Source organism: Spirillospora sp. NPDC049652 (genome assembly GCF_040675125.1).
In the GTDB taxonomy this organism is placed as follows: domain Bacteria; phylum Actinomycetota; class Actinomycetes; order Streptosporangiales; family Streptosporangiaceae; genus Spirillospora.
In genome coordinates, this window is sequence record NZ_JBFAOF010000676.1 from 1 (window position 1) to 4,090 (window position 4,090).

Below are 4,090 nucleotides of genomic sequence, written 5' to 3' on the forward strand. Positions count from 1 at the left end.
GCGCGAACCGCTGCTGGCCGGCGCCGGCGCCGCCGCGGCCGTCGTGGATCCGGTAGGTCCCGGCGCTGTGCCAGGCCATCCGGACCATGAACGGGCCGTAGTTGCCGAAGTCCGCGGGCCACCAGTCCTGGGAGGTGGTCAGCACCTCGGCGATGTCGCGCTTCACCGCGGCCAGGTCGAGGGACTGGAACGCGGCGGCGTAGTCGAAGTCCTCGCCCAGCGGGTTGGCCACCGCCGGGTTCTTCGCGAGGATCTTCAGGTTGAGGCGCTCGGGCCACCACTGGTGGTTGCCGCCGCCCTGGGTCGGGTGCGGGGCGCGGGTGTGCGCGACCGGGCATTCTCCGCTGGTGTTCTGGTTCTCTGCCATGGTGGCACCCTTCGGGAACTAGGCCGGTGAGGAACTCTGAGCGGGGGACGAACTCTGCGCGGGGGAGGGACGCTGCGCGGTGGAGCAGGAGGGGCACAGGCCCCAGAAGGTGACCTCGGCCTCGTCGATGGCGAAGCCGTGGTCGTCGGAGGGGGTCAGGCAGGGGGCCGGCCCGACGGCGCAGTCGACGTCGGCGACCGCGCCGCACGAGCGGCACACGACGTGGTGGTGGTTGTCGCCGACGCGCCCCTCGAACCGCGCCGGGCTCCCGGCGGGTTCGATCCGCCGGACGAGCCCGGCGGCGGCGAGCGCGTGCAGCGCTTCGTAGACGGCTTGCAGGGAGATGTGCCCGACCCGGTCCCGGACCCCGGAGGCGATGGCCTCCACCCCGAGGTGGTCACCGGTGCGGACGGTCTCGAGCAGCGCGACGCGGGCGGCCGTCACGCGGAGGCCGGCACCGCGCAGCTCCTCGGCGATGGTCGGGGGCTGCGGTGCGCTCATACCGGTCAACCTACGCGCATTAACCTGAATAGTTCAAGAGAACGAATGAGACAAGTTTCTCTTCGGGTGTCCGCCGGCCCGGGGCGGGCGGCGCGCGGCCGCGGGGTCAGCCGAGCTCGGCGAGCATGCCGAGGACGCCGACGAGGTGGCGGCGCAGGACCTCGGGGTCGTCGAAGTCGTAGGGGCCGCGGATCAGCACGATCGACAGCGTGACCCGGAACAGGGCGTCGGTCAACAGGGTGACGTCGACCGGCGGGATGCGCCCCGCCTCGATGTGCCTGCGCAGGATCGGCTCGGCCAGGCCGGCGATGCGCCGGATGGGGCCGCCCGCGTTCAGCGTGAACTCGGGCAGGATGATCTCGGGCACGTCGCGCAGGGCGGCGGTCAGCAGCCCGTGGCCGCGCACGTAGCCGACCACGAAGACCAGCAGGTCGGTGGCGTAGTCGGCGGACCAGACCATGTTCTCCAGGCGCGGCGCCAGCGCCTGCAGGAAGCGGGTGAGCTCGCGCTGCACCAGGGCGTGCCTGATGTCCTCGACCGTGCCGCCGTACTTGTAGAGCGTCGGGCGCGAGACGCCCGCCTTGCGGGCGATCGCCGACAGGATGCGGCCGGAGGCGAACCCGCCCTCGATCAGGCACTCGGCCGCGGCGTCCAGGATCCGCTCGCGCATCTCCCCGGCCGTCGGACGCGTCCCCTCGGACACCTTGCCGTCCGGCCCGCGCACCCCGTCCCCCCTCGCTCCGCCCATCGCTCCGAGTGTCCCACATCACCGCCGCGGGAAGATCGTCCGGCCTTGACCCGCAAGTGACCAGGTACTTACAGTCGACCAGCGAACTGTAAACGAACTCGCGGGCGGAGGCGGTCGGGATGACGATCGACCAGGACTACCGGGACACGCTGCGCGTCCTGTCCGAAGGATCGGTGGCGCGGCGCTTCGATCCCTACCTCGACATCGACTGGGACGCGCCGGAGTTCCGCATCGACGCCGACGATCCGCGCTGGATCCTGCCGGACTGCGACCCGCTCGGCGCGCACCCCTGGTACAAGGCGCAGCCGGAGCGGCGGCGGATCGAGATCGGGATGTGGCGGGTCGCCAACATCCAGAAGGTCGGGCTGCAGTTCGAGAGCGTGCTGATCCGCGGCATGATGCAGTACGCGATGCGGCTGCCGAACGGGACGCCGGAGTTCCGCTACTGCCTCCACGAGATGACCGAGGAGTGCAACCACATCCAGATGTTCCAGGAGCTGGTCAACCGGACCGGCCTGCCCGTCCCCGGGATGCGCGCCGACTACCGCCGCACCTCGCACTTCTGGCATCTGGCCGCGTACCTGCCGATCGTCTTCTTCATCGGGATCCTGGCCGGCGAGGAGCCGATCGACCACTTCCAGAAGGAGGCCATCCGGGGCGACCGCGAGCTGCCCCCGGCGGTGCGCCGCACCATGGAGATCCACATCGCCGAGGAGGCGCGGCACATCTCGTTCGCGCACCGCTTCCTGCACGAGAAGGTGCGGCGGCAGGGCCGGATCGGCCGGGGCGCGACCTCGCTGGCCTACCCGGTGATCATGCGCTGGCTGGCGGGCGCGATCATGAACCCGCCGCGCGACCTGGAGAAGCGGTTCGGCATCCCGCGCCGGGTCATGAAGGAGGCGTTCTGGGACAGCCCCGCCTCCCGCGAGATCCTGCGCGGCTACTTCGGCGACGTCCGGATGCTCGCCGCCGAGCTCGGCCTGATGAACCCCGTCTCCGCCCGGCTGTGGAAGGCCCTGAAGATCGACGGCCGCCCGTCCCGGTACCGCGGCGAACCGCACCGCCCCGCCCGCACCACGGCCGCCTGACCCGCCGCCTTCCGAACCGCAGCCTTCGCAACACCCGCCTGAAACACCGCCGACCTGGGCCCCCGCCCGCCCGAGCCGAAAGTCCCCCCCATGCCCCACGTGGTCACGCAGTCCTGCTGCAACGACGCCTCGTGCGTCCACGCCTGCCCGGTGAACTGCATCCACCCCACGCCCGACGAGCCCGACTTCGGCACCGCGGAGATGCTCTACATCGACCCCGCGGCCTGCGTGGACTGCGGGGCGTGCGTGTCCGCGTGCCCGGTCGGGGCGATCAAGCCGCACGGGAAGCTGGACGGGGCCCAGCTGCCCTTCCTGGAGATCAACGCCGACTTCTACAAGGACGGCCGCGCCCGGGGCGGCATCCTCGCCCCCCACGAGCCGCCGCTGCACGTGACCGCCCGCGAGCCGCTCCGCGTGGCGATCGTCGGGTCCGGGCCGTCGGCGATGTACGCCGCCGACGAGGTCCTGACGATCCCCGGCGCGCGGGTGGACGTCTACGAACGCCTGGCGACCCCCTACGGCCTGGTCCGGACGGGCGTCGCCCCGGACCACGCCGGGACCCGGCAGGTCACCGAGGTCTTCGACCGGATCTCCCGCGAGGACGGCTTCCGGCTCCACTTGGGCGTGGAGATCGGCGGCCGGGTCGCCCACGCCGACCTGCTGCGGGACCACCACGCGGTGGTCTACGCGACCGGGGCGTCCTCGGACCGCCGCCTGGAGATCCCCGGCGCGGCCGGCGTGGCGACCGCGACCGAGTTCGTGGCCTGGTACAACGGCCACCCCGACCACGCGGGCCACCGCTTCGACCTCTCCCACCGCCGGGCCGTGGTCATCGGGAACGGCAACGTGGCGCTGGACGTGGCCCGCATCCTCACCACGCCGCCCGCCGACCTCGCGCGGACGCCGATCTCCCGCGCCGCGCTGGACGTCCTGCGGGACAGCGCGATCGAGGAGGTCGTGGTGGTCGGCCGCCGGGGCCCCGCGGTTTCGGCGTTCACCCTCGCCGAACTCGTCGGGCTGCGCGCGAGTGTGGACGTGACCGTCCCGTCCGCCGACCTGGTGGGCCTGGACGACGCCGTCCTGAAGCACCGTACGATCCGCGAGCTCGGCCGCGAGCCGGGCCGCGCGTTCGGTGGCGAGGTAGACCATGAGCCGCCGGGTGGGAAGCGCGTGACCCTCCGCTACCTGCTCGCCCCCGCCGAGGTCACCGGCACCGGCGTCACGTTCACCCGCAACGCCCTGCGCGTCGAGGACGGCCGGACCACGACCGTCCCGACCGGCGAGACCGAGCACCTGGAGGCGGGCCTCGTGCTGTCCTCCATCGGCTACCGCGCCCGGCCGCTGCCCGGCCTGCCGTTCGACGACCGGCGCGCGGTCGTGCCGAAC

Annotated in this window: 4 protein-coding genes and 1 pseudogene; 2 read left to right on the plus strand and 3 right to left on the minus strand. The window is 72.6% G+C overall.

Annotated elements, in window-relative coordinates:
- The 3 genes and pseudogenes from AB0J52_RS30395 to AB0J52_RS30405 all read right to left on the minus strand — a co-directional run.
- A pseudogene (locus AB0J52_RS30395) lies at positions 1–367 on the minus strand (catalase/peroxidase HPI); the annotation flags it as partial.
- An 18-nt stretch (positions 368–385) separates the two neighbouring features.
- Positions 386–868 (minus strand): Fur family transcriptional regulator, encoded by a 483-nt coding sequence (locus AB0J52_RS30400; RefSeq protein ID WP_500186092.1) that lies wholly within the window; start codon positions 866–868, stop codon positions 386–388.
- A gap of 106 nt (positions 869–974) precedes the next feature.
- The gene (locus tag AB0J52_RS30405; RefSeq protein WP_500186093.1) at positions 975–1,616 is read right to left on the minus strand and encodes a TetR/AcrR family transcriptional regulator; all 642 of its coding nucleotides are present in this window, start codon (positions 1,614–1,616) and stop codon (positions 975–977) included.
- A 119-nt stretch (positions 1,617–1,735) separates the two neighbouring features.
- Between AB0J52_RS30405 and AB0J52_RS30410 the strand changes: the two genes are divergently transcribed.
- Positions 1,736–2,704, plus strand: coding sequence for an AurF N-oxygenase family protein (locus AB0J52_RS30410; RefSeq protein WP_500186094.1), 969 nt, complete (start codon positions 1,736–1,738; stop codon positions 2,702–2,704).
- Between the two features lie 90 nt (positions 2,705–2,794).
- The coding region (locus AB0J52_RS30415; protein WP_500186096.1) for an FAD-dependent oxidoreductase at positions 2,795–4,090 on the plus strand (1,296 nt) is incomplete at its 3' end.